We start from the raw sequence: 18,088 nt of genomic DNA on the forward strand, positions 1-18,088 counted from the left end.
TCACTCCCGGAAGAGCATCAGGGGGGGCCAGAGGAGGACCTCCGCCTCCTCGGGCAAGGGGATTTCCGCATAGACCACCACGGGCACGATGGACTGGAGAAGGTAGAATCCTTCCCCCAAGGGGGTGGTTCTGCCTCCCAGGCGGTAGCTGGCCCCTTCCCGTTCCAGGAAGGCCGCTCCCTCCAGGGGCTTAGCCTGGCGCACCACCCCGTGTAACAGCACGGTCACCATCCCTGTGGGCGCCGGGGGTGCCCCGCGGTCGAAGGCGTAGAGGATCTGGCCCTGGACCATGGCCTCCAGCACCGGGCTTCCCCAAGGCTCCGGGAAAAGGTGGGCCTCCACGGCATAGGCCCGGAAACGGGCGAAGAAGGTTTCGGGGCTTTCCTCGATAACGGGGCCTTTCGGCTGGCCCAGGGAATGCGGCACCGGAGTCGGGGGGTCCTTGGGGACCATGGGAAGAGTTTAATGCAGAGTTCTTTGGGGAAGGGAGAGGGTGAGGTTTGCCGCCAGGATAAGGGCCGCCCCTTTATCCAGGTGCTGGTTGCCGTTCCCGCACTTGGGGGAGAGGACGCAACGGGGGCAACCCTCCTCGCAGGGGCAACCCTTGAGGAGTTCCAGGGCGGACCGGACCCACTCGGGGAAGCGACGGGCCGCCTGCCGGACGTAGCCCACACCCCCCGGGTAGCCGTCGTAGATGAAGATGGTGGGCCCGCTTCCCGAGGGCAGGGGCCTTGGGTAGAAGGGGTAGGAGAGGCCTCCGATGTCCTGCCTTTCGGCCAGGACGAAGAGGGGGAGGAGGCCGATCATGGCGTGCTCCAGGGCATGGATGCCCCCGGGGATCCGGTGGGGGGGGACCACCAGGGGAGGATGGAACCAAAGGGCCTCGGTGGGGAAGGAGATCCCGGGAAGCTCTAAGGGGATTTCCTCCAGGACGCTGCCTGTGTAGAAGCGCTTCTTGGCGTAGGCCACCACCCTTTCCCTCAGCACCACCTTGCCCACCCAGACCCCATGGCCCAGGCTCTCCCCCGAGAGAACCTCCAGATCGGTTTCCACCCGGGGCTCGGTGTAGTAGTCCTCGAGGGCCGGAAGAAGCCAGATCTCGCGCTTTCCGTGGTCGATGTTCCGCACCAGGTAGCTTTCCCCCCCGTGCAGGTAGACTGCCCCGGGGTGGGCCTCCCAGTAGGCCTGGCGCTCGTCCAAGTAGCCCAGGACCTCCCCCTCCGGCCCCCGCAGGGTGAAGGTGGTCCCCAGGCCCCGGAGGCTTAGCTCCCGGTGGGGGCGGCGCTTCGGGGTGTAGTAGCGGCCGTCCTTTTCCTTGAGCTCGGCCAGGGCCTCCGGGCAGATCACCTCCTCCCGTGAAAGGGGTTTTTCCCAGGCGGCGGCATGCAGGTGCAAAGGGCAGAGGACGGGGTTCTTGGGGTCGGCCACCGCCGCCTCCGGGGGAGTTCTCAGGAGAAGCTCGGGCCGATGGAGGAAGTATTCGTCCAAGGGATCCTCCCTGGGGATGTAGACCACCAGGGCCCTTCGCCTTCCCCTGCCTGCCCGGCCTGCCCGCTGCCAGAAGGCGGACACGGAGCCCGGGTAGCCCACCAGGGCCACCGCGTCCAGCTCCCCGATGTCCACCCCTAGCTCCAGGGCGCTGGTGGAGACCAGGACCCGCACCTCTCCGGACTTCAGGGCCTCTTCCAGTCGGCGCCTTTCTTTGGCGGTGTAGCCCGCCCGATACGGGCGCACCCCGGGGTGGGCGGCGTAGCGGGCGATGAGCTCGGCGCTTTTCCGGGCGTTGGTAAAGATGAGGCCCCTCAGGCCCCCCTCCGCCAAGGCCCGGGCCAGGTAGGCGGCCTCCAGGAGGGGGCTTCGCCGCCTTTCTCCTTTGGCGTCTAAGGGCTTGGGAAGAAGCACCAGAAGCTCCCGCTCCGAGCGGGCTACCTCCTCCCTTAACTCCACAAAGGGAAGGCCGGTGAGGCCTTCCGCGTGCTCCTTGGCGTTGCCGATGGTGGCGCTGGCGGCGATCACCTGGGGGTTCGCCCCATAGTGGCGGGCCAGGCGCAATAGGCGGAAGAGGATCAGGGCCACGTGGGTGCCGAAGACCCCCCGGTAGGCGTGGAGCTCGTCCAGGACCAGGTAGCGGAGCCGGGAGAGGAAGGAGGCGAACTCCCCATGCCGGGGTAGGAGGCCAAAGTGGAGCATGTCGGGGTTGCTGAGAAGGATCAGGCCCTCTTGTTTCGCCTTCCGCCGGACCTCTCCCTGGGTGTCCCCGTCGTAGGGGTAGACCCCCTTGACCCCTAGGGCCTCGGCCATGGCCTTAAGGCGCCGTAGTTGGTCGTGGGCCAGGGCCTTGGTGGGGAAGAGGAGGAGGCTGGTTTCCCCCTCCAGGGCCGCCTTGAGCACCGGCGCCTGGAAGACCAGGCTCTTTCCGGCGGCGGTGGAGTAGGCCATGACCACGTTGTTCCCTTCCTCCACGCGAAGGAGGGCTTCCTTCTGGTGGGCGAAGGGCTTCAGGCCCAAGGCCTCGAGGACCCCGGCGAAGACCCCCTGGTAGGGAACGGTCTTGGGGGGGATCTGGGGAAGCAGGCGGGCGAAGACGATCCGCCCCCGGAACTCCGGGTTGGCCTCCAGCCAGTCCCGGTAGCTTTCCCATCCCCTTAGGGCCTCGGGCAGCACCCTTTCATTATGGCCTTCTCTAAAGTTCCTTGACCCAGACCTCGTGGACCACGGGGTGGCCGTGGTAGGGAGCCCAGAAGGGGCTGGCCCGCTTGGCGTAGAGGCGGAAGCCCAGGCTCTGGTAAAGCTTCCTGGCGGCGGCGTTGGCCCGGGTGGTGGAAAGCTGCACGCCCCATACCCCTTTTTCTTTGAGGCATTCCAGGAATTCGGCCAGCAGGGCTTTACCTATTCCCTTGCCCTGGGCTTTGGGGTCCACGGCGATGTGCAGGTGGGCGGGGTAAAGCCTCTTCGGGGCCTTGGGGCTCCGGTACAGGAGGAGCCTGAGGAGGTACCGGAGGTGGGGTAAGGGCGGGCCATAGCGGCCGAGGAGGAGTTTCAGGAGGAGGAAGGGCACTTGGGGAAGGAGGTAGAGGGTAAGGGGAAGGTCCGAGCAGGCCCCCAGGATGTAGCCCAGGATCTCTCCTTCCTCCTCGGCTACCCTGTTGCAGCACCCCCGCCGCAGGTAGGGGGCCACGAAGAGTTCCCCCCAAAGCTCCCGGCTGGGAAAGACCAAGGGCCCTGCCCGGCCTAGGAGGAGGGTGCCGTGGGAAAGCCGGGTGATGGCGGAGAGGTCCTTTTCCTCGGCGGGGCGCAGGACCACGGAACCACTTTAGACCGTACAATGCCCCTTGTGCGCCGCCTGGCCCCCTGGCAGTGGCTTCTCCTCCTTTTGGCTCTCTACCTGCTTCTGGCGGAGGCCCTTAGGCTTTGGCTGGGCCTCCTCTGGGCGGAGCGGGTGGGGCTTATCCTGGCGGCCTTGGGGATCTGGGCCTTCGTCAACGGGCGCTTCATCTTCGCCTACTACCACGCCCTCGCCACTTCCTTGCGGGTGCGAAGGCTACCCTTGGCCCCGGGGCCGGGGCCAGGGGAACACCTTTTGGTCCTGGCCCCCCATCCCGATGACGAGGTGCTGGCGGCGGCGGGCCTGATGCGCCGCACCCTGGCCCGGGGTGGGCGGGTGAGCGTGGTCTACCTTACCTCGGGGGATGCCTTTGACCTGGCCGCGGGAAGCCCCCTGCCCTCCAAGGAGGCCATGCGCCGCCTGGCCTTAAGGCGCATGGTGGAGGCTTGGCGGGGCCTTGAGGCCCTGGGCCTTCCCCGGGATAGCGCCTATTTCCTCGGTTTCCCCGACCAGGGGCTTTTCGCTCTCTTCACCACCCACTACTACCTGCCCTACGAAAGCCCCTACACGGGGCTTAAGGCGGTGGCCTACCCAGGCTGCCACCGCCTGGGGCTTCCCTACACGGGCAAGGCTTTGGAGGCCACCCTGGTGGAGCTTCTCCAGGCCTTAAGGCCAAGCCGCATCCTCCTGCCGAGCCCCTTGGACGCCCACCGGGACCACCAGGCCACGGGGTATTTCGGCATGCAGGCGGCGGCCTCCTTGGGCATGGAGGACAGGCTGGAGTACTACCTCATCCACGGAGGCTACCAGTACCCCTTGCCCAAAGGCCTCCATCCCCGGCTTCCCCTGTACCCACCCCCCCGGGGTAGAGGGCTTCCCTGGCGGCGCTTTCCCCTGACCGAGGAGGAGGTTAGGCTAAAGGAAAAGGCCATTCGGGCCCATAAAAGCCAGATGCGCCTTCTCGGCCGGTTTCTTTTGGCCTTCGTGCGGCAGAACGAGCTCTATAGCCCCCTTCCCATCCCCACCCGGGAGGCCTTAGCCCCGGAGGAGGAGGGGTGGGCCGTCCTCGAGGGGCGGGAGGTCCTCTAGGCTCTCCAGGCCGAACACCTCCAGGAAGCGCTCCGTGGTGCCGTAGAGCTTGGGCCGGCCCGGGGCATCCTTTTCCCCCACCACCCGGATCAGGCCCCGCTCCAGGAGGCTTTCCAGCACGCCCTCCACGCTCTTCCCCCGCATGGCCTCCAGCTCCGCCCGGGCCACGGGCTGGTGGTAGGCGATAAGGGCTAGGACCTCCAGGGCCGCCTTGGAGAGGCGGGGAGGGCTGGGCTTGAGGACCCTTTCCACCGCCTCCAGGGCGCTTTCGTGCACCACCAGCCGCCATCCTCCCGCCACCCGTTCCAGGGCTACCCCCAGCTCCCCATCCCTTAGGTCCGCCTCGAGGGCCTTGAGGGTGCGGAGGAGGGTTTCCTCGGGGTAGCCCAAGGCCTGGAACTCCTTCAGGGCCACGGGCTTACCGGCGGCAAAGAGCACCGCAAGGAGCTCTGCCTTCAGGCTAGGCATCCTGGAGGTAGGGCAGAAGGGCTTCCTTGGGGATGGCCCCTTCCCGCAGCACCTTTCCCGTGCGCAGGTCCACCACGCTGGAGGCCAAGCCCATGGCCTCCCCCGGGAAGACGTAGTCCACGGCAAAGGCCCGGGCCTCGGCTTCCGTGCGCACCGGGGGCTCGCCGCTCCTGTTGAGGCTGGTGGCCGCGGCATATCCGCCCACCCGGCGGAGAAGCCCCCGAAGCAGGACATGGTCCGGCATCCTCAGCCCCACGGAACCATCCCGGCTGATCCAGGGGGGGATTCCCTGCCCCGGTACCACCACGGTGAGTCCTCCGGGCCAGAAGGCCTCCGCCAGACGCAGGAACTTTTCCCGTAGCTTCCCGAGGTCCGCAAGCTTAAGGGCGCTTTCCAGGTCCGCCACCAGCACCTGGAGGGGTTTTTCCTCCTCCCGCCCCTTGAGCTCGTAGATGCGCCGGCAGGCGGCCTCGTCTTCCATCCGGGCCAGCACCCCCCAGACGGTGTCCGTGGGAAAGGCCACCAAGCCCCCACGCCGAAGGGTTTCCGCCGCTTCCTGTAGCTCCTTCTGGTATACTTCTACCATGCCAGTCTACCAGTATAAGGCCCGCGACCGCCAGGGCCGCCTGGTGGAGGCCACCATCGAGGCGGAGGACCTGCGCACCGCGGCCAGGCTTCTCCGGGACCGGGGGCTTTTCGTGGCTGAGATCAAGGAGCCGGGGAGGGGTCTCCAGGCCGAGGTGCGCCTTCCTGCCCTGGAGAGGGGTCCTGGCCTTAAGGACCTGGCCATCTTCTCCCGGCAGCTGGCCACCATGCTGGGGGCGGGGCTCACGCTTTTGCAGTCCCTCTCCATCCTGGAAAGGCAGACCGAGAACAAGAAGTTTCGGGAGATCATCAAGAAGGTTCGCACCGACATCGAAGGGGGCATGGCCTTTTCCGATGCCCTGGCCAAGCACAAGCTCTTCTCCCGGCTTTACGTGAACCTGGTGCGGGCCGGGGAGACCTCGGGCGGGCTGGACGTGATCCTGGACCGCCTGGCCACCTTCCTGGAGAAGGACCTGGAGCTCAGGGGCAAGATCCGTAGCGCCATGACCTATCCCGTGATCGTCTTCGTCTTCGCCGTGGGCGTGGCCTACTTTCTTCTCACAGGCATCGTGCCCCAGTTCGCCCAGATCCTCACGGACCTCGGTTCGGAGCTTCCCCTCCTCACCCGCTTCCTCATCGCCCTTTCCAACTTCCTGCGGGCGGCCACGTTGCCCCTTCTCCTCCTGCTCGTGGTCCTCTTCTTCGTCTACCGCTGGTACTACGGCACGCCCCAGGGGCGGAGGGTGGTGGACCGGATCAAGCTTCGCGTCCCCGTCTTCGGCAACCTCAACCGCAAGACCGCCGTGGCCCGCTTCTCCCGTACCCTGGCCCTCCTCCTTTCCAGCGGGGTGAACATCGTGGAGTCCCTGGACATCACCAAGGGGACGGCGGGCAACAGCGTGGTGGAGGAGATCGTGGACACGGCCAAGCTCAAGGTCCAGCAAGGGGAGCCTTTAAACCTCACCCTGGCCCAGCATCCCCTCGTCTTCCCCCCCATGGTGAGCTCCATGGTGGCCATCGGGGAGGAGACGGGAGCCCTGGACACCCTTCTTTCCAAAATCGCCGACTTCTACGAGCGGGAGGTGGACGAGGCGGTGGCGAGCCTCACCGCCGCCATCGAGCCCCTCATGATCATCTTCCTGGGGGTGATCGTGGGCATGATCGTGGCGGGGATGTTCCTGCCCCTCTTCAAGATCATCGGCACCCTTTCCGCGCAATAAGCCTTTCGGCCACCTCCGGGGGAACCGGCATCACGGAAAGCCGGTTCCCCTTTCGCACCAGGGGGTGGTCCTTAGGGAAGCAGGCCCTGAGCTCCTCCAGGGGAATGAGGGGCCAGGCCTCGAGGAACTCCACCTCCACCGTGTACCAGCGGGGCTTTTCCCGGGTGGCCTTGGGGTCAAAGTAGGGGCTATTGGGGTCAAACTGGGTGGGGTCGGGGAGGAGAGTGCCCGCCACCCGGCAGAGCCCGGCGATGCCCGGGGGGTTGGCGTTGGAGTGATAGAAGAAGCAAAGATCCCCCACCCGCATTTGCATCAGGTAGTTCCGGGCCTGGTAGTTGCGTACCCCGTCCCAGATGGCCCTTCCCTCCCCTTTGAGGTCCAGGATGCTGTACACCTCGGGCTCGGACTTGAGAAGCCAGTAGGCCATGCCTCCAAGTCTAAAGGGGCCTTTAGCGGGGACAAAGCCCCTTTCTGAGGGGTCGGGGGAGCATAAGGGTATGCGGGGCCTTGTGCTGGTATCCCTTTTCCTTTCCGCCTGCACCCTGACCCTGGAGGTGGTCCATCCGGGCCACCGGATCACGGGCTTGAGGACGCAAGAAACCTACTGCGCCGCCGGCAACACCCGGGTGGACTTCGCCTTTGACCTGGAGGGAAGGCTGGACAGAGTGGAGTTTTTCTGGATCCCCGAGGGATTGACCCCGGACCAGGCCCGCCCTGAGGAACGGTATGCCCTCTCTGGCCCCATCCGTGCGGGACGGGTGGGGGGTTGGTTGGAGGTGACCCCCGAGGGAAAGGTGTTGGCGGTATCCCTTACCTCGCCGGGAACCCTTTCCCTGAGGCCCCAGGGGATCATCGTGGAGCCCCTGCCCGACCGGAGGCTTTGGCTCAGGGGGTATACCGGGGGCCTGGCGGGGCCCTTCGTGCGGGCGGCCAATCGGGTTCGCCCGGACTCCTCTTCCTCCTGCGACCCTGCCTGGTAGCCTTAGGGCATGGGGGTCCGGAAGATACCCTCCCTGGCCGAGGCAGTCCGCTCCGAGCTCAGGACCCTCTTTGGGCCCAGGGTTCTTCTTTCCCGCTCGGAAAAAGGGGTTTACCGCTATGACGCCATCCTGGTGGGGCCAGAGCCTCTGGCGGTGGTCCTGCCTGAATCCCGCGAGGAGGTGCAGGCCTTGGTGCGCCTGGCCCGCAAGCACGGTCTGCCCCTGGTCCCCCGGGGGGCGGGAAGCGGCCTAAGCGGGGGGGCGGTGCCGGAGGAAGGGGCCATCGTGGTGGCCTTCACCCGCATGACCCGCCTGGAGCTGGACCCCAAGGGGCGCACCGCCTGGGCTGAGCCCGGGGTGACCACGGCCCGGATCTCGGAAGAGGCTAGGCCCTACGGGCTCTTCTACCCCCCGGATCCCGCCTCGTGGCGCACCAGCACCCTGGGGGGAAACCTGGGGGAGAACGCCGGGGGGCCCCTTTGCTTCAAGTACGGGGTCACGGGGGATTACGTCTTGGAGCTGGAATTCGTGGACGCCTTTGGGGAGCTCCACCACCTTTCCCGCCAAGCCTACGACCTGCCCGGCCTCCTCATCGGTTCGGAAGGAACCCTGGGCCTCATCACCGGGGTGCGGGTGCGGCTCCTCCCCCTGCCCCGGCATCGGGCTACCCTGATGGCGGCCTTTCCTGAGGTGGGTGCCCTGGCCCAGGCGGTTTCCCGGGCCATTGCCCAAGGGGCGGTGCCCGCCAGGCTGGAGTTTCTGGACCCCATTTGCGTGAACGCCGTGGAGGACTACCTGGGCATGGGGCTTCCCCGGGGGCATGCCCTTCTTCTGGCGGAAACCGATGGGGATGACCTCGAGGTGGTCCAGGAGGAGCTTTCCCTGGTGGAGGAAACCGCGGAAGGCCTTGGGGCCAAGGTGCAAAAGGCGCGGGACGAGAAGGAGGCCGAGGCCCTTTGGCGGGCCAGGCGGAGCGTGAGCCCCGCCTTGGGCCGCATCCGCCCCAAGCGGGTCAACGAGGACATCGCCGTGCCGAGAAGCCATCTTCCCCAGGTGGTGCAGGGGATCTCCGCCTTGGGGGAGGCCTACGGCCTGGTGGTGGCCCAGTTCGGCCATATCGGGGACGGGAACCTGCACCCCAACATCCTCTTTGACCCCAAAAGGGAAAGCGAGGAGCGGGTCTGGGAACTGGCCCACGAGATCGCCCGGGTGGCCCTCAGGCATGGCGGGGTCCTTTCCGGGGAGCACGGGATCGGCCTCATGAAGCGGGAGTTCATGAGGGAAGCGGTGGAGGAAGGGACCCTCGAGGCCTTCCGCACCGTTAAGGCCGTCCTGGATCCCCAAGGCCTGTTGAACCCGGGCAAGGTCCTCCCCTAGCCGGGTTATTTTCGCAGGGTTTTCACAGGAACGGGTCTATCCTGGAAGCGTGGATGGCCGGGGCCGGCTCTTCTACCTTGCCAGCTGGGCGGGGATGGTCCTGGGCCTTTTGCTCCAGGTAAGGCGGTTTCCGCCCCAGGGTCTGGAGGCTTTCCTCTACGTTTTCTTCGTCCTCTGGGCCCTTTGGGCCATGCGCTGGGGCCCCAAGGTGGCGCCTCGCCTTCTCCTCCATCCCGTGGGGGCTTACTTGCTTTTTGAGATGTGGCGCATGGACGAAAGCTGGCCCCTGGCAGCCTTCTTCACCCCTGCCCTTTACCTGCTTTCCGGGTTCGCCTACCCTCCTTGGTCCTTGGGGTACCTTTTGGGGGCCTTTTGGGGCGGGGTTTTGGTCCTGGCTCCCCTGGTGTGGGGCCGGAACCTGGAGGCTTGGCCCCATTTTGCGGTAAGCCAGCTCATCCTCTTTAGCCTCACCTTCCTTCTCGCCCGCTTCCGGGAACTCCATGGCCAGATGCGCTTTTGGAAGGAACAAGCCCTCACCGACCCCCTCACGGACCTTCCCAACCGCCGGGCCTTGGAGATGGCCTTAGAGCGGGAGGTGGCCCGGGTGGAGCGGGGGGAGGAGCCTTTCAGCTTGGTGCTCTTGGACCTGGATGACTTTAAAAAGGTGAACGATACCCAGGGCCACCATGCGGGGGACCGGCTCCTGAAGGAGGTGGCCCAGTACCTGATCGCCCACGTCCGCCAAGGGGATCTGGTGGGGCGTTGGGGTGGGGAGGAGTTCGCCCTTCTTCTCCCCCGGACCGGGGAGGAGGAGGCCATGCGGGTAGCGGAAAGGCTCAGGGCGGGGCTTAGCCGCTTGGGCGTAACGGGAAGCTTTGGGCTTTCTGTTTATCAAGGAGACCTGCAGGACCTCTTCCAAAGGGCCGACAAGGCCCTTTACCGGGCCAAGGAGCAGGGGAAGAATCGGGTGGAGCGGGCTCCTTAGGAGACCCGGTACCCCACCTGGGAAAGCACCTCCCGGGCCCTCTCCCGTTCCTCCCGGCTGGCGAAGCCCAGCCGGATGGCCCCGGCCTCCTCCCGGATGGTGAGGACCTCGATGTCCTTGATGTTCACCCCGGCCTCCCCCAAGGCGGTGGCGATGCGGGCGATTTGGCCAGGGCGGTCCGGCACCTGCACCACCAGGTCGTGCATCTCGGGAAGCAGGCTCCGGCGCACGATGGGGAGGCTATCCCGGGTGCGCTTGGCTTCCGCCGCCGCCTGCAACAGGGCCTCGGGTTGATCCAGGAGCCCCTCCAGTTCCCAAAGGACCCCCCTGAGTTCCTCGATGGCTTCCTTAAGGGCCTCCTTGTTTTGCACCACCATGTCCCGGCTCATGCGGGGGGAGCCAGAGGCCACCCGGGTGAGGTCACGGAAGCCCCCGGCCGCCAGAAACATCAGGAGCTCCCGGTGGGGGCTATGGGCCACCAGGCGATTCAGGGCCACGGCTAGGAGGTAAGGGAGGTGGGACACCCTGGCCACCAGCTGGTCGTGGAGCCCCGGTGGGATTTCCAGAGGGTAGGCTCCCAGGGCCTCCACCAGTTTCCGGATGCCCTCCTGCGCCTTGGGGCTGGTTTGCCCTGTGGGGGTGAGAACCCAGATGGCGTTTTGCAGTAGGCCGGCATGGGCGTTTTCCACCCCGGCCCGTTCGCTTCCCGCCATGGGGTGGCCCCCCAGGAAGTGGGGCAGGGTCCCCTCGAGGACCGCCACCACCTGGGCCTTCACGCTTCCCACATCGGTCCAGAGGCTTTCCGGGTTGGCGAAAGGGGCCAGGGCCTTCCCCAGCTCCGCCAGAGCCCCCACGGGGGCCGCCAGGATGCCCAGCTCCAGCTCTCCCACCCAGGGGCCGGGCTCGGGGTGGATCCGGTCCGCTACCCCCAGGAAAAGGGCCTTCTCCAGGGCTTCGGGGTCCGGGTCGTAGGCGTGGACCTCCTCGGCCAAGAAGCGCTCCTTCAGCCCCAGGGCCAGGCTCCCCCCGAGGAGCCCTACCCCAAAGATGCCCACCTTGGTGAAAAGCGGCCTCATCCCAGAACCGGTGCGGAGAGGGTTTTGCCCAGGGCTTCCACCAGGCGGCGGGCCTTGTGCATCAGCTCGGCAAACTCGTGTTCGTGGAGCTGCTGGGCAGCGTCTGAGAGGGCCTTTTCCGGCTCGGGGTGGGTTTCCACGATGAGGCCGTCTGCCCCGGCGGCCAACCCCGCCAGGGCCAGGGGGATGACCCATTCCCGCCGGCCTGCGGGATGGGAGGGGTCCACCCAGACCGGGAGGTGCGTAAGGCTCTTGAGGACGGGCACCGCCGCCACATCCAGGGTGTAGCGGGTGGCCTTCTCAAAGGTGCGGATGCCCCGCTCCACCAGGATCACCTGCATGTTCCCGCGGGAGAGGATGTACTCCGCACTCATCAGGAACTCCTCCAGGGTCATGCTCATCCCCCGTTTAAGAAGCACGGGCTTTTTCGTTTCTCCCACCGCTTGGAGAAGGGAAAAGTTTTGGGCGTTGCGGGCCCCGATCTGCAGGACGTCGGCGTACTCCGCCACCAGCTCCACCTGGTCTGGGGATAGAACCTCGGTGACCACGGGAAGCCCCGTTTCCCGCCGGGCTTCCGCCAGGATCTTCAAGCCCTCCGCCCCCAGGCCCTGGAAGGCGTAGGGGCTGGTCCTGGGCTTGAAGGCCCCGCCCCGGAGCATGGCGGCCCCGTGGGCTTTCACGTAGCGGGCGGCCCTTAGGGTCTGCTCCCGAGACTCCACCCCGCAGGGTCCGGCGGCGATGAGGACGTGGTCACCTCCGGTTTTGCCCGTGGGGAACTCCAGCACCGTGGGGAAGGGCTGGACCTCGAGGCTCGCCAGCTTCCAAGGCTTGGAGATGGGGATGACCTCCGCCACCCCGGGAAGGGCGCGGAAGTGCTCCATCAGCTCCGGGGTAGGCCCCCGGCCGATGGCCCCCACCAGGGTGGTTTCCACCCCTCGGGAAACATGGGGGCGGTAGCCCACCTTCTCGATCTCCCGGAGGATCTCCTCCAGCTCCGCTTCCGTGTGTCCCCGCTTCATCACGATCAGCATCCTGACCTCCTAAAAGCCTTGGGCGCCCCCTTTTTGGGGGCGCCCATCTTGCGGAAAAACCCTATGCGGACCGCAGGGCGCCCCCGGCGGGATAATAAAAGCCGAAGTAGCGCCCAAAGGTCCGCATATTGCCCCTAAGCTTAGTTAAGGGGGAAACCCCTGTCAAGAGGGCGCAGGGGCCTTGGTCCCTGGATCTGAAAGGCGAACCTCTGCCCCTGTGATACCCTTTTTCCTTCTCTAAGCCCCAACGAGATGACGCCTGCCGGAGGTCCTTTCCGGGGCCCCACCCCCCCCCCCNTGAGGGCCATCTCCCGGCCCCAGGGGTCCAAGGAGGGTGTAGCCCAGAAGCCCGGTGGCCCCTGGGGGGGTTTTCTGCCTTCAGATGTTGGCTCCCACGAGGTGGTAGCCATCCCAGGCGAAGAAGAGGGCCCCGGGGTAGGTGCGCAGGGTGACTTCCATGCCCAGTTCCCCCGCGAAGAAGGCCTCGGCTTCCTCGCGGCTTTCCCCGTGGAGGTGCGGGTGGCCGAGGGGGGTCTCGGGGGGGAAGGGGGCCGGGGCTTGGAGCCTCACAAAGAAGCCTTTCCAGGTTCAAGGGGGCGGTGAACATCACGGGTCCTTTGGGCCACTCCCCCTCGGGCCGGTCCCGGTAGAGCTCGAGGCCATTCCCCTCCGGATCGCGGAAGCCCAGGGCCTCGGATACGCCGTGGTCCGCCGCGCCCTCAAAGGGGACCGGGACACTTAAGTGCTCCTGCATGAAGGTTGCCTCATCGGCAAGGGTGGATGCGGCTTGCCCACAGCCTTTTCGGGGTCCCCGTTGGGGCGCAAGCCCCAGCGGGGTACTCAGGGGCTTCCAGGCCACCCGCGCCAGGGCCTTCCGGCCGGGCAGGAGGAGGGCGAAATGGTAGAGGCCCACCGAGGGGTAGGGTCTTGGGAGGGCCTGGGGGTCGTGGAGGACCTCCAGATGAAACCCCTCCCCCTTGGGGAACAACCGGTAGCGGGGTGGGTCCGCACTTTCGGGCCCAGAAGGTTCCGTAAAAGGCCAAGGCGGCCTCCAGGTCCCGCATCCTTAGGCTCAGGGAGGAAAGCCGCCTGGGAAAGGCCATTACTGGGCCACCGCCTCCCTGGCCTCCACTGCCTCGGTGTCCACGCTGAAGCGCACCTCCTCCCCCACCAGGACCCCGCCCAGCTCCAGGGGTACGTTCCAGGTGAGGCCGAAGTCCTTGCGGTTCAGCCTGCCCTCGAAGCGGGCGGCCATGCGCTCGTTGCCCCATGGGTCCTTGGCGGGGCCGTAGGTTTCCACCTCAAAGGAAAGGGGCTGGGTGACGCCCCGGATGGTGAGTTCTCCCTCCACCCGGTACCGTCCTTCCTCCAGGGGGGTGATCCGCTCGCTTTTGAACAGGATTTCCGGGAAGTTCTCCGCATCCAGGAAGTCAGGGGAGCGGAGGTGGTTGTCCCGCTCCGGCACGCCGGTGTGGATGCTTTGGGCGTCCAGACGTGCTTCCACCCGGAGGGGCCTCCCCGTCTCGTCGGTTTCCACAAAGCCCTCTTTAAGGTTCAAGGCGCCTTTAACCGTGGCGATCATCATGTGGCGCACGGCGAACTGGATGCTGGTATGGGTGGGGTCTAGGTTCCAACGCATCTTTGAACCTCCTTGGGCCTCGAGCCCAAGGGTATAGTATCCATAGCGCTATAATCTGTCAAGCATTATCCCGGATAATAGATAGGGGAGAAGGGGAGGCCCAGGGCCTGGGCGAAGGTCTGTAGGCCCAGGCGGTCCGGCTCCTCCAGGTGGTAGCGGAAGTTCCAGAGGTAGTGCTCCATCAGGGCGGGGTGGACGCCCAGCCGCCTGGCCTCGGCCTCGGCCACCTCCCCAAGCCGGGCAAGCCCCTGGCGCCGAGCTCTCCTCAAGGCCCGCACCAGGTCCAGGGGGGGAGGGGTTTCCTTGCGGTAGGCCCAGACGGCGAAGACGAAGGGGAGGCGGGTGCGCTCAAACCAGAGCATGGAGAGGTCCACCACCTCCACCTCCCCGAAGCGGGTGGGGAGGGCGTGGGGGGTTTCGGGCAGGGCGGGGAGCAGCCGGGCGTAGGCCTGGATGGCTCGGTCGCCGATGAGGAGGACCCCATCGTACCCCGCCAGGAGCTCCAGTCCCCCCTCGCGCCGCTCGTAGGTGGGGGCCAGGCCCCGCTCGCGCAGGAGCAGCTGCAGCAGGGCCACGCTGGTGGCGCTTTCCGCGGTGAGGGCGACCCGCCTGAGCCCTCCCAGGCTGCCCTTGTGGAAGAGGTTGACGGAGTAGACCCGGCCCAGGACGGCCACGGAAAAATCCGGAAGCAGTCCCAGCTCCTCCTGGTGCTCCAGGTAGAAGTAGCTGGAAACCAGGGAAAGCCCCACCTCCCCTGAGAGGACCATGCGGTTGAGTTCCGAGGGGACCCCGTAACGGAGAGCCCAGCCATTGGCCTCCAGGAAGCGATATAGGGGAGCGGTGTTCGCGTAAAGGGGAACCCCTAGGGCGTAGGGCATTAGGCTTCCACCCGGTCCCAAACCCGCACCTCCCGGTAAAGGGCGTCCCGCTCCACGGGGATCCGCCCCGCGGCCAGGATGATGCGGGCCAGGGCCGCCTTGGAGAGCCCCTCGGGGGTGGGGCTTCCCGCCATGTGGACGATGCGCTCCTCGATCAGGGTGCCGTCGATGTCCGTCACCCCCCAGTCCAGGGAAACCTGGGCGAGCTCGGGGGTCAGGGTGGCCCAGTACCCCTTGATGTGGGGGATGTTGTCCAGGTAAAGCCGGGCCACGGCCAGGTTGCGGAGGTCGTCCAGTCCGGTGGTGAACTCCCGCTTGCCAAGCTTCTTGGCCAGCAGGTTGCCGTCCGGCTGGAAGGCCAAGGGGATGAAGCTCATGAAGCCACCGGTTTCGTCCTGGAGCTGGCGGAGGCGGTCCATATGGTCCAGGCGCTCCTCGAGGGTTTCGATGTGCCCGTAGAGCATGGTGGCGTTGGTGGGGATGCCGAGTTCGTGGGCAATCCGGTGGATCAAAAGCCACCCCGCGGCGGAAACCTTGGCCCGGGCGATCTCCTTGCGCACCCTTTCGGCGAAGATCTCCGCCCCGCCCCCGGGCATGGCGTCCAGGCCGGCCTCCTTGAGGGCCTGGAGCACCTCCTTGTAGGGCAGGCGGGCGATCTTGGAGAAGTGGTGGATCTCCGCCGCGGTCCAGGCCTTTACCTGCACCCCGGGGAAGCTCGCCTTTAGGGCCCGCACCAGGTCCAGGTAGTATTGAAAAGGCCTTTTGGGGTGGTGGCCCGCCGTCACGTGGATCTCCGTGAGGCCGGGCTGGTAGCGCGCCCGCACCCAGGCCACCACCTCCTCCACATCCCAGTCCCAGGCCCCCTCCTCCCCGAACCTTCTCTGGAAGGCGCAGAAGGTGCAACCCACGTAGCAGATGTTGGTCTGGGAAACGCGGATGGAGTGGACGAAGTAGGTCTTGTGCCCGTGCTTTTTCTCCCGCACCCGGTTGGCCAGGCGCATGAGGCCTGTCAGGTCCCGGGTTTGGTAGAGAATGAGCCCTTCCGCAAAGGTGAGGCGTTCGCCCGCTTCCACCTTTTCGGCGATGGGCCAGAGCTTAGGGTCCCGGATGCCCTTCACGAGGAGGAGTCTACCCCTTCCCGGAACCTTTGGACTAGGGCCATGACTTCCCTTTGCCTTCCCCCCACGCTCTTCCCCGGCAGGAGGCCTCGCAGGTAGCGATCGGTGAGGAGGAGGTCCACGTAAGGGTAGACGGTGGCGGCCATGACCGCATCCAGGAGGTCTGAGGGCCGGGGCTTGCGGTTTAAGTCCGAGGCCATGTGGGCGAGGAGCTCGGCCAACAGGCGCACGAAGGGCACCTCCTTGAGCCCGGTGCGCCCTTTTATCTCCTTAAGGGTACCCTCGAGGGCCTCCCGGTAGGGCAGGCCCCTCAGGGCCTCGGGCAGGCCCTGGAAGGGGGAGAGGTCGGCGGGGGCCTCCCAGCTTCCCCCCCGCCAGAGGAAGTCCTCGCGGGAAAGCCCCCGCTCCTGGCGCACGGCCACCTCCTGCCAGGGGCGCACCCAGTACCCCTGGGAAAGCTCCGCGAAAAGGCGCTCTAGGGCAGGTAGGAGGTAGCCGGCCTTTTCCGCAGGTCCCCTGATGGGGTAGAGGGTTTCCAGCACGTGGAAGGGGCTTGGAGGAGCCAGGGCCTTGCCCCGGAGGGCCAGGTAGAGCTCCCCAAAAACCTCGTGCCCCCGCTGGCCCAGGCGGTGCTTGGCCATGCGGCTGGCGTGGTTTTGATCCAGGTAGACCAGCAAGTCCCTCAGTCTTTGGCCTTGGCCAGCCAAAGGGCGGAGGCCAGAAGGGCTACCCCGCCGGCGAAGAGGAGAAAGTCCAAGGAGGTCTGAGGCTTGAAGGCCGAGGCCTTTTCAAAGAACTTCACCACCAGGATCATGACGATCACCTGGCCCAGCTTGCCCTTGAGGTCCGCCAAGCTTTCCACTGTGAGGACGTTTTCCAAGGGAAGTTCCAGCTTGCGGATGAAAAGCTCAAAAAGGCCCAGGCTGAAGATGAGGAAGACCGCGCTCAGAAGGGCCAGGTCCACGGCGCCCACCAGGACGGGAAGGGCTTCGTCCAAGGGTTTTTGCACCGCAAGGAGGGTTTCCTCGAGGGCATGCCAGGCGAAGTAGAGGGCCCCGAGGAGCATCCCCACCACGGGCAGGAACATGAGCCAGCGCAAAGGGTAAACCAGGGTTTCCGGGCGCATGGGGAGATTCTAAGGCAGGTAGGGAGCCGCAGGAGAGGTGTGGGTGGAGGCCCGTTCGATCAGGAGGGGTTCAAAGCGCACGGCCCGGGGAGGGCCTGCATAACCCTGCATCCTCTCCAGGAGAAGCTGCGCCGCCCGGGCGCCCATGGCCTCCACCGGCTGGGCGATGGTGGAAAGCCCCACCTCCTCGGTGAAGGGATGGCCGTCAAAGCCCAGAACCCGCACCTCCTTGCCCACGGTGAGCCCAAGCCTTTCCGCTTCCTCCAGGACGCCCAGGGCCACCTGGTCGGCTCCGGCGAAGAGGTTGAGGGGCGGGGAAGCCTTTTCCAGGAAGTACCGGAGGGCGAGCCTCCCCCCTTCCTGGGAGAGTCGGGTGGTGTAGAGGTGCTCCTCGGGGAAGGGGCGGCCTGCCGCCTTGAGGGCTTCCCGGAAGCCGGCCAGGCGCTCGGCGAAGACCGTGTGGTGGAAGGCCCGGTCGGGTTCCTCCTCCACCTTCACGGCGAAGATGGGGCCGGGAAAGCGCGCCAGGTACTCCCCGGCCAGGTGGCCCCCCAGGAAGTTGTCCAGGTAAACGGAGTCGTACCGGGGGTTCTTGGCGTCCACCAGCACCACGGGACGGTCGGTGGGAAGACGCCCCCCCTCAAAGTGCTCGCTCAGGTCGTAGGAGGCGAGGATGAGGCCGTCGGTGAGGAAGGCCAGGGTAGAGCTTTCCAAATACCGCCTGAGCCGGGCCTGGGAGAGGATGGGGAAGAGGGCCAGCTCGTAGCGCCTTTCCAGGAGGACGCTTTCGATGCCCTCCACGAGCCTTCGGTAGAACTCCGTGGCCACGAAGGGAAGGAGGACCGAGACCGTGTAGCTTCTCCCTCCCGCGATGCGCCGGGCATGGGGGTTGGGGGTGTAGCCCAGTTCCTCCATGGCCCGGAGCACCCGGGCCCGGGTTTCCGGCCGCACCGCCTTATGGTTGTTGAGCACCCGGCTCACCGTGCCCACGCCGACCCCGGCCCGGGCGGCCACCTCGAGGATGGTGGGTTTCTTCTTGCTCATAGCCTGATTCCCTGTTCCTGGTGGAAGCGCTTCATGGAAACTTCCATAACCAGGATAGGGCAAGGGGGAGGTTTTTGCAAGAATGTGTATTCGGCCACCACATTTGAGACACCTTGGGGAACCGACTCCCTCCGTATCTTAGCCAAG

At 66.3% G+C, this 18,088-nt stretch carries 19 protein-coding genes and 1 pseudogene; 5 read left to right on the plus strand and 15 right to left on the minus strand.

Annotation, left to right across the window (positions count from 1 at the left end):
* Genes C2847_RS01920 through C2847_RS01930 form a run of 3 tightly spaced genes read right to left on the minus strand, consistent with a single transcriptional unit; the run spans position 1 to position 3,298 of the window.
* A complete protein-coding gene (locus tag C2847_RS01920) occupies positions 1-453 on the minus strand; it encodes a hypothetical protein (RefSeq protein WP_105316804.1) in 453 nt (150 codons plus the stop codon).
* Positions 454-462: 9 nt separating this feature from the next.
* Positions 463-2,664: a DEAD/DEAH box helicase gene (locus C2847_RS01925; protein WP_105316805.1), complete on the minus strand. Its 2,202-nt coding sequence runs from the start codon at positions 2,662-2,664 to the stop codon at positions 463-465.
* Positions 2,665-2,683: 19 nt separating this feature from the next.
* Entirely contained in the window at positions 2,684-3,298 is a 615-nt protein-coding gene (locus C2847_RS01930) for a GNAT family N-acetyltransferase (RefSeq protein WP_208619922.1), read from the minus strand.
* Between the two features lie 36 nt (positions 3,299-3,334).
* Between C2847_RS01930 and C2847_RS01935 the strand changes: the two genes are divergently transcribed.
* Positions 3,335-4,414, plus strand: a complete 1,080-nt coding sequence (locus tag C2847_RS01935) for a PIG-L deacetylase family protein (protein WP_105316823.1) — start codon at positions 3,335-3,337, stop codon at positions 4,412-4,414.
* Here the strand turns inward: C2847_RS01935 and scpB are convergent.
* Entirely contained in the window at positions 4,361-4,882 is a 522-nt protein-coding gene (scpB, locus tag C2847_RS01940; RefSeq protein ID WP_105316807.1) for an SMC-Scp complex subunit ScpB, read from the minus strand. The two genes, C2847_RS01935 and scpB, sit on opposite strands and share 54 nt — an antisense overlap.
* Entirely contained in the window at positions 4,875-5,468 is a 594-nt protein-coding gene (locus tag C2847_RS01945; protein ID WP_105316808.1) for an L-threonylcarbamoyladenylate synthase, read from the minus strand. The genes scpB and C2847_RS01945 overlap by 8 nt, the downstream gene beginning before the upstream one ends.
* On the opposite strand from C2847_RS01945, the gene pilC reads away from it, so the two are divergent.
* Positions 5,467-6,687, plus strand: coding sequence for a type IV pilus assembly protein PilC (pilC, locus tag C2847_RS01950; RefSeq protein ID WP_105316809.1), 1,221 nt, complete (start codon positions 5,467-5,469; stop codon positions 6,685-6,687). The two genes, C2847_RS01945 and pilC, sit on opposite strands and share 2 nt — an antisense overlap.
* Here pilC and C2847_RS01955 read toward each other — a convergent pair.
* Positions 6,662-7,114 carry an EVE domain-containing protein gene (locus C2847_RS01955; protein ID WP_105316810.1) on the minus strand — a complete coding sequence of 151 codons (453 nt, stop codon included), beginning with the start codon at positions 7,112-7,114 and terminating at the stop codon, positions 6,662-6,664. The genes pilC and C2847_RS01955 overlap by 26 nt on opposite strands.
* Before the next feature lie 70 nt (positions 7,115-7,184).
* On the opposite strand from C2847_RS01955, the gene C2847_RS01960 reads away from it, so the two are divergent.
* The 3 genes from C2847_RS01960 to C2847_RS01970 are packed head-to-tail and all read left to right on the plus strand — an operon-like array spanning position 7,185 to position 10,029.
* The gene (locus C2847_RS01960) at positions 7,185-7,667 is read left to right on the plus strand and encodes a hypothetical protein (protein WP_105316811.1); all 483 of its coding nucleotides are present in this window, start codon (positions 7,185-7,187) and stop codon (positions 7,665-7,667) included.
* Between the two features lie 9 nt (positions 7,668-7,676).
* Complete coding sequence (locus C2847_RS01965) at positions 7,677-9,044, plus strand: FAD-binding oxidoreductase (RefSeq protein WP_105316812.1); 1,368 nt, start codon at positions 7,677-7,679, stop codon at positions 9,042-9,044.
* A gap of 49 nt (positions 9,045-9,093) precedes the next feature.
* Entirely contained in the window at positions 9,094-10,029 is a 936-nt protein-coding gene (locus tag C2847_RS01970) for a GGDEF domain-containing protein (protein ID WP_105316813.1), read from the plus strand.
* On the opposite strand, the gene C2847_RS01975 is transcribed toward C2847_RS01970, so the two are convergent.
* The 9 genes and pseudogenes from C2847_RS01975 to C2847_RS02020 form a co-directional block, all read right to left on the minus strand.
* Positions 10,026-11,105, minus strand: coding sequence for a prephenate dehydrogenase/arogenate dehydrogenase family protein (locus C2847_RS01975; protein ID WP_105316814.1), 1,080 nt, complete (start codon positions 11,103-11,105; stop codon positions 10,026-10,028). The genes C2847_RS01970 and C2847_RS01975 overlap by 4 nt on opposite strands.
* Entirely contained in the window at positions 11,102-12,136 is a 1,035-nt protein-coding gene (gene aroF / locus C2847_RS01980; protein ID WP_105316815.1) for a 3-deoxy-7-phosphoheptulonate synthase, read from the minus strand. The genes C2847_RS01975 and aroF overlap by 4 nt, the downstream gene beginning before the upstream one ends.
* 298 nt (positions 12,137-12,434) lie before the next feature.
* A pseudogene (locus C2847_RS12970) lies at positions 12,435-13,239 on the minus strand (VOC family protein); the annotation flags it as partial.
* Positions 13,239-13,775 (minus strand): YceI family protein, encoded by a 537-nt coding sequence (locus C2847_RS01995; RefSeq protein ID WP_105316816.1) that lies wholly within the window; start codon positions 13,773-13,775, stop codon positions 13,239-13,241. The gene C2847_RS01995 and the pseudogene C2847_RS12970, both read right to left, overlap by 1 nt.
* Before the next feature lie 65 nt (positions 13,776-13,840).
* Positions 13,841-14,653: a menaquinone biosynthetic enzyme MqnA/MqnD family protein gene (locus C2847_RS02000; protein ID WP_105316817.1), complete on the minus strand. Its 813-nt coding sequence runs from the start codon at positions 14,651-14,653 to the stop codon at positions 13,841-13,843.
* Positions 14,653-15,771, minus strand: coding sequence for an aminofutalosine synthase MqnE (mqnE, locus tag C2847_RS02005; protein WP_105316818.1), 1,119 nt, complete (start codon positions 15,769-15,771; stop codon positions 14,653-14,655). Before mqnE ends, C2847_RS02000 begins: the two co-directional genes overlap by 1 nt.
* Complete coding sequence (locus C2847_RS02010; protein ID WP_105316819.1) at positions 15,768-16,448, minus strand: hypothetical protein; 681 nt, start codon at positions 16,446-16,448, stop codon at positions 15,768-15,770. Before C2847_RS02010 ends, mqnE begins: the two co-directional genes overlap by 4 nt.
* Positions 16,449-16,453: 5 nt before the next feature.
* Positions 16,454-16,897 carry a YqhA family protein gene (locus C2847_RS02015; RefSeq protein WP_105316820.1) on the minus strand — a complete coding sequence of 148 codons (444 nt, stop codon included), beginning with the start codon at positions 16,895-16,897 and terminating at the stop codon, positions 16,454-16,456.
* A gap of 9 nt (positions 16,898-16,906) precedes the next feature.
* Entirely contained in the window at positions 16,907-17,941 is a 1,035-nt protein-coding gene (locus C2847_RS02020) for a substrate-binding domain-containing protein (protein WP_105316821.1), read from the minus strand.
* Positions 17,942-18,088: the final 147 nt, after the last annotated feature.

The organism is Thermus tenuipuniceus, from assembly GCF_002964845.1.
GTDB classification, from domain to species: Bacteria; Deinococcota; Deinococci; order Deinococcales; family Thermaceae; genus Thermus; species Thermus tenuipuniceus.

Bases quoted from the DNA above. Each gene is read 5' to 3' on its own strand.
- aroF (WP_105316815.1), bottom strand. From the start codon at position 12,136: ATGCTGATCGTGATGAAGCGGGGACACACGGAAGCGGAGCTGGAGGAG.
- C2847_RS01975 (WP_105316814.1), bottom strand. From the start codon at position 11,105: ATGAGGCCGCTTTTCACCAAGGTGGGCATCTTTGGGGTAGGGCTCCTC.
- scpB (WP_105316807.1), bottom strand. From the start codon at position 4,882: ATGCCTAGCCTGAAGGCAGAGCTCCTTGCGGTGCTCTTTGCCGCCGGT.
- C2847_RS02015 (WP_105316820.1), bottom strand. From the start codon at position 16,897: ATGCGCCCGGAAACCCTGGTTTACCCTTTGCGCTGGCTCATGTTCCTG.
- C2847_RS02020 (WP_105316821.1), bottom strand. From the start codon at position 17,941: ATGAGCAAGAAGAAACCCACCATCCTCGAGGTGGCCGCCCGGGCCGGG.
- C2847_RS01995 (WP_105316816.1), bottom strand. From the start codon at position 13,775: ATGCGTTGGAACCTAGACCCCACCCATACCAGCATCCAGTTCGCCGTG.
- C2847_RS01955 (WP_105316810.1), bottom strand. From the start codon at position 7,114: ATGGCCTACTGGCTTCTCAAGTCCGAGCCCGAGGTGTACAGCATCCTG.
- C2847_RS01960 (WP_105316811.1), top strand. From the start codon at position 7,185: ATGCGGGGCCTTGTGCTGGTATCCCTTTTCCTTTCCGCCTGCACCCTG.
- C2847_RS01965 (WP_105316812.1), top strand. From the start codon at position 7,677: ATGGGGGTCCGGAAGATACCCTCCCTGGCCGAGGCAGTCCGCTCCGAG.
- C2847_RS01920 (WP_105316804.1), bottom strand. From the start codon at position 453: ATGGTCCCCAAGGACCCCCCGACTCCGGTGCCGCATTCCCTGGGCCAG.
- C2847_RS01945 (WP_105316808.1), bottom strand. From the start codon at position 5,468: ATGGTAGAAGTATACCAGAAGGAGCTACAGGAAGCGGCGGAAACCCTT.
- pilC (WP_105316809.1), top strand. From the start codon at position 5,467: ATGCCAGTCTACCAGTATAAGGCCCGCGACCGCCAGGGCCGCCTGGTG.
- C2847_RS02000 (WP_105316817.1), bottom strand. From the start codon at position 14,653: ATGCCCTACGCCCTAGGGGTTCCCCTTTACGCGAACACCGCTCCCCTA.